The organism is Chroococcidiopsis sp. [FACHB-1243], from assembly GCF_014696895.1.
Classification (GTDB): Bacteria; Cyanobacteriota; Cyanobacteriia; order Cyanobacteriales; family Chroococcidiopsidaceae; genus Chroococcidiopsis.
On sequence record NZ_JACJQX010000115.1, the window covers coordinates 1 to 4,559 of the forward strand.

At 45.4% G+C, this 4,559-nt stretch carries 5 protein-coding genes; 1 reads left to right on the forward strand and 4 read right to left on the reverse strand.

The window, feature by feature from the left end; all coding sequences use genetic code 11:
• The first annotated feature begins 226 nt into the window (after positions 1–226).
• The gene (locus H6G17_RS32115; protein ID WP_192162763.1) at positions 227–1,441 is read left to right on the forward strand and encodes an IS701 family transposase; all 1,215 of its coding nucleotides are present in this window, start codon (positions 227–229) and stop codon (positions 1,439–1,441) included.
• A 155-nt stretch (positions 1,442–1,596) separates the two neighbouring features.
• On the opposite strand, the gene H6G17_RS32120 is transcribed toward H6G17_RS32115, so the two are convergent.
• From H6G17_RS32120 to H6G17_RS32135, 4 genes are all read right to left on the reverse strand, one after another.
• Positions 1,597–2,028 (reverse strand): alpha/beta fold hydrolase, encoded by a 432-nt coding sequence (locus H6G17_RS32120; protein ID WP_347276501.1) that lies wholly within the window; start codon positions 2,026–2,028, stop codon positions 1,597–1,599.
• A 107-nt stretch (positions 2,029–2,135) separates the two neighbouring features.
• Complete coding sequence (locus H6G17_RS32125) at positions 2,136–2,843, reverse strand: class I SAM-dependent methyltransferase (RefSeq protein WP_192162765.1); 708 nt, start codon at positions 2,841–2,843, stop codon at positions 2,136–2,138.
• Between the two features lie 42 nt (positions 2,844–2,885).
• On the reverse strand, positions 2,886–4,052 hold the full coding sequence (locus tag H6G17_RS32130) for a methyltransferase (RefSeq protein WP_192162767.1): 1,167 nt from the start codon (positions 4,050–4,052) through the stop codon (positions 2,886–2,888).
• The coding region (locus H6G17_RS32135; RefSeq protein WP_192162769.1) for an MBL fold metallo-hydrolase at positions 4,015–4,559 on the reverse strand (545 nt) is incomplete at its 5' end. The genes H6G17_RS32135 and H6G17_RS32130, both read right to left, overlap by 38 nt.

Sequence of the window (4,559 nt, forward strand, 5' to 3'; positions counted from 1 at the left end):
CGGGCAAAGTGCTTTCCCAGTTTTTGCTGAAATGTCTTGAGTGTGGCACTCCATTGGGACAGCGCTTCTAACGCAACACCTGTCAGGAATACGTTTGATGTGTCGAGCATTGCTAAACTCTATTTACTGAATATATCTAGTTTGGCTTATCTACAACTGTAATACCAATACGACAGTTGTAGATCGATAAGAGCTAGAATGTAAGTAGAACAACAGATTTAATCTTATGGTTCTACTACACTCAAACATAAACAAAGCGGATAAACAAGCAGTTGAACCAGTATTGGTAGAGCTTGAAGAGCTGGAAAAACGTATTGCTCCTCGCTTCGCTCGGTTAGAAGCAAGAATTGCAGCGCTGGCATATATCAAAGGACTAATCAGTCCGGTAGAGCGAAAAAACAGCTGGCAATTGGCTGAAGCGATAGGGGATAGAGATCCTTACAGATTTCAGCATTTATTAAATCGTGCTTCTTGGGATGCAGACGCAGTTCGAGACGATTTGAGAGATTATGTAGTGGAACATTTAGGAGATGATAATGCGGTACTAATCGTGGATGAAACTGGATTTTTGAAACAAGGAGATAAATCAGTTGGTGTACAAAGACAATATTCGGGAACGGCAGGAGGAACCCAAAACTGCCAAGTCGGAGTGTTTTTAGTTTATGCCAGCTCTGTGGGTCATACATTTATCGATCGGGAGTTATACTTGCCGAAAAGTTGGATTAATGACCGCCAACGTTGCGAACGAGCTGGTGTACCAGAGAACGTAGAATTTGCGACAAAATTACAATTAGCACGAAAAATGCTCTTGCGAGCTGTAGATGCAAATGTTCCGGCACGATGGGTATGTGCTGATGCATTGTATGGCACTGACCATCGGCTACGGCAATTTATTGAAGCGCGAGGACTGCATTATGTATTAGCAGTAAGTCGTGACCAAACTATCTGGGTGGGCAAGAGTCAACATCGGGTGGATGCGATTATTAGGAAAATGGACTCCTCAGCTTGGCAGACCTTGAGTGCTGGTAATGGTTCGAAGGGGGAACGGCTATATCAATGGGCACTAGCTACATTTGAGCATCCAAAAAACCCCGAGTTACAACGCTTTGTACTTGCTAGAAGAAAGTTAGAAAACCCAACAGAAATTACTTATTATCTAGTTAGTGCGCCCGTTGGTACTAGTCTACAAGAAATAGTAAAGGTTGCTGGTGTACGTTGGACGATTGAAAGCTGTTTTCAAAGTGCCAAAGGTGAAGTTGGTCTCGATCAATACGAAGTACGTTCTTGGCAAAGTTGGTATCGTCACATTACATTATCTCTGTTAGCACATGCGTTTCTCACAGTGTTAAAAGCCTCATCCGTTGAGGTAAAAAAAGGGGAACTCCCCGCACAAAACAGTTTATTCGAGTTCAAAACCAAACGTGGCCTTTATTATCTTTAACGTTATCAGAATTGAGAAAATTACTCGGATATTTATTTCAAGAGAAATTGCTATCAATTGAGCAACGATTATATTGGTTGGGTTGGCGCAGAAGACATAAAACTATCGCACAGTACTACCACTACAAACGGCGTAGAGCAAAGCTTTCAAGCTATCTACAACTGTCGTACCAATTGTGCATAACTCGATTTCGCTAGGTCGAGATCGGCATCGTTGAGGAATGTTTCTCGCCAGATATCGAACGGCAGCATGATTGTATTGTCGCCCAATTCTTCAACTAGATCGTCGAGCAGCTCTTGAGTGGGAAATGGAAGGTTATCTCTGAGGCTCTCACCATCATTCAGGACAAAGGCATTCAAGAAGATTAGCCGTCGAATGCGATCGCTAATTGCTTCAGTAACTTTAGCAATAATCGTACCGCCGAAACTATGTCCTAAGAGGACGATATCGGTTAAGTCTTTATCGACGATGTAATCTACAATCGATTGCGTGCATTGAGCATGGTTGACGTTTTTATTCGCGCCTTTACCATGTCCGGCGATTGTGGGAGCAAAAGCCTGATGCCCTTTAGCTGCTAAATGTTTGATGACCGCGTTCTAAGCAGAACCATCGTGCCACGAGCCGTGAACCAAGACAAAAGTTGACATAGAATTGCTCCTTTATAGCTTTCAAACAGATGTTGTTAACTTTTAGTTCACTGCGATCGCTTGGCATACCAAGCATGAACGAGAAAGGTTTGGAAAAACAATACAGGCGTGTCAAAGCCACTTGATGCAATCATGGCTGCAACTTCCTGCGGTGGTAGAATGGCAACATCACGTCCGTATGCACCGATAATCTTTTCGATTTCTCCAGCAGGCATCTGGGCATATTGAAACATCCGCCGAGAAACTTCCAATAGGCTTTTGTAAGCTGGAGTAGACATATCAAAAGCTGCATCGGAACTCACCAAATATCCATTCGGGCGAAGTCGGGCACCGATCTGACGAAAAAAGCTGTGCCGCTGTTCTAGCTGCGTGATGAAATGGGAAACCCAAATACAAGTTGCGGCATCGAAAGCGTCCGATGCGGGAAGGGAAGCGAGATAGCCTTCGTGGAACGTGCAACGAGATGCGATCCCATACTCTTCGGCTTTCTGACGGCAGATGTCTAACATCGGTGCCGCAGGCTCTACCGCAGTGAATTGCCACTGGGGAAAATGTTGCGCGAGGGCAATCAATTCCGTGCCAGTTCCCACACCGACGCAGAGAATTCGTGCGTCATCAGGAAGTTCAGACAGCACCATGCAGATTGACAGATCGAGTCCATTACGCATCGGAGCCAGTTTAGCAAATTGCTGGTCGTGGTTAGCAGCGCGTTCTCGGTCGAAAACAATATTTGATGCTCGATTGTTCGTTGCCATAGTTCGTAAATCTCTTATTTTTAAGCAATCAATATGGATGCTTTAGCGTTTCACTGCTTCGATGATGCTGAGCATTGAGGGAGTCGGAATCACTCGCGTCAGTTCAAAGCCACTTGCTTGCAACAAAGAGCGATATTCATCTTCGGAGCTTTCACGTCCACCTGTCATCATCAGCATGATTACGTCAACAAACTTTCCTAGAGAAGGTTCATTACTAGGTGGAAGAATGCTTTCGACAAGGAGTAACTTGCCACGATCCTGCATGTCTTGGTGACAATTTTTTAGAATGAGCAAGGATTTTTCATCATCCCAATCGTGAATGATGGCACGCATCAGGTAAGCATCGCCCCCCGATGGCACAGACTCAAAGAAATTACCAGCAATCGGTTGAATGCGATCGTCTACATTGACAGTCGCGATAACTTCGGGCAGATCGAACAGAATACCCTTAAGATGGGGATACGATCGCACAATTGCAGAAATTAAGCTGCCTTGCGATCCGCCGACATCAACAATTGTCTTGAATTGAGAAAAGTCATAGGTTGCCGCAACAGCTTGCGAAACCGAAGTGAACAAACTGGTCATTGACTGAGAGAAGACTTGACCCGCTTCAGGATGTCGAGCATAATAATCCCAAGCTGACATTCCAGTTGCAGCATCAAACGCAGTTTCACCTGTTCTTAAGCTGTGTAATTCATTACTCCACCCTAAAGAATGGTCTTCTCCCATCTGTGCCATCGCAACATACCGCATTGATTCAGGACTATGACTTTGCAGCGTTGCCCCTAATGGTGTCAGCGCAAAACATTGTTCTGAGACTTCGGTAAAAATGCCGATACTGGCTAAAGCACGCAGAAGTCGATAGAGCGATCGCGGCTCGGTATTCGTTGCGGTTGCAAGTTGTTCAATGGTTTTCGGGCGATCGTCAAGTAAATCGGTAACCCTCAACTTCGCAGCTAGATAAATAGATGGAGGAGGAACCTCTGAAAAACGTCTTGGTTTCGCTTCAGCGAAAGATCTAACTTGGCTATCACTTTCGTTGATGCACAAAGCACTCTGCCGATGACTCACTTTGCCTCCTAATTTACTCACCAGGGCAGTAAATACAGTATCGATCGCTTCTTTCGGTTCAGCAATTTGCAGTGGGATAGTTCGGTCGGCACTCTGCTCGTTAATCACGCCAGCGATAATCCACAGGAACCCAGGCATAACTGGGATCTTCTGCACGGATGTGACCCACTCCTGGAAAGGGCAAATGTGCAGTAGCGACTAGGCGGCACGATTTTTCGGCACGGGCAAACTGTTTCGCTCGTTGCTCTGCTGCGGCATTGGCATTGACATCGTAGACAACTGTAATTTTAGGATTCGGAAATTGAATCGAGCCGAAGTGAAGAATATCGCCCCAAAACTCAATGCTCTCGCCCTTGCTTTCAACTACATATAAGGTGTGTCCTGGTGTATGCCCAGGCGTAGGACGCGCAACGATTCCTGGTAAGATAGTTGTCTCGCCAGAAAACGATTTTAGCTTGCCTGCATTGAGGTATGGCTTGACCGTTTTGATTGCTTCATCGAAATATCTGCGTTCGAGATGCGATCGCTCTGCATTTGCTGGATTGAGCCAGAAATCGACATCGGGCTTGCCAACATAAACTGTAGCCGTAGGAAACATCAATCGCCCATTTTCGACCAAACCGCCGCTGTGGTCGCTATGGATAT